1 protein-coding gene and 1 pseudogene are annotated in these 859 nt (G+C 76.3%); both read left to right on the top strand.

Annotated features, from left to right (window positions below; all coding sequences use genetic code 11):
• Positions 1-390 (top strand): annotated as a pseudogene (locus tag CCN51_RS52260) (transcriptional regulator); the annotation flags it as partial.
• A gap of 37 nt (positions 391-427) precedes the next feature.
• Positions 428-859, top strand: a 432-nt coding sequence (locus tag CCN51_RS52255; protein ID WP_055413872.1) for a roadblock/LC7 domain-containing protein, incomplete at its 3' end; no start/stop codon positions are given.

Here is an 859-nt window from a genome sequence, read left to right as displayed (position 1 = left end):
CCAGTGGGCGCGGACACGGTGGAGCGGGAGACCCGGCGCCGCCACGAACTGCTCGCCGGCCTGTGGCCGTATCCGCAGGTCGACCAGGAGCCCGTGGTGGCCCGCCACCCCGACGCATACGCCCCGCCCGTCACCCGACGGCAGCGCGCGGTGCTGGCGCTCGCCGACGGTGTCCGCATCCCCACCGGGATCGCCCGGGAGTTAGGGCGCCCCGCCTTCCACACCCTCATCGACATCCGGCGGCTGGCGGCCGCCGGACACGTGGCGACACCCCGGCCCCGCACCCCCGAGCCGCCGGTCCCGGGCCGCGGTCCCGTCGCGGCCGTCTTCGCCGAACCCGACGTCACCCTGCTGCGTCGGCTCCGTGACGCCTTGGAGGCACACCTGTGATTCCCCCGACCACCCCGGCCGCCCCGTGCGCGGTGTCATGAGGCGCACCCTGCGGCAGCGCACGGAGAGGAAGCATCTGTTGGCCGCCGAGCCCGAGGTGTTGGAAGAGCTCAGGCGGCTTCGGGCCCGTGTCGCCCATGTGACCGGCGCCCTGGCCGCCACCAGCGACGGCCTGGTGCTGGCACACGACACGGCCGCCGTCGAGCCCGAGGGGGTCGCCGCGCTGACCGCCGCGGCCCTCGGAGTGGCACGGTCGATGGCGGACGCCACCGGCCGGGGAGCCTTCCGCGAGCTGCTGGTACGGGGTGAGGACGGCTATGTCGCCACCTACGCCGCGGGCCCCGCGGCCGTTCTGACCGTGCTGGCCGGCGGGCGCACCAACGTCGGCCGGCTCCATCTGGAGGCCCGCAGGTCGGGCGCCCGCGTCGGCGAACTGGTCAGCGGCGCGCTCGGCAGGGCCGAGCAGGGC

The organism is Streptomyces milbemycinicus, assembly GCF_002154605.1.
In the GTDB taxonomy this organism is placed as follows: Bacteria; Actinomycetota; Actinomycetes; order Streptomycetales; family Streptomycetaceae; genus Streptomyces; species Streptomyces milbemycinicus.
This window is presented reverse-complemented; position numbering and strand designations above follow the sequence as displayed.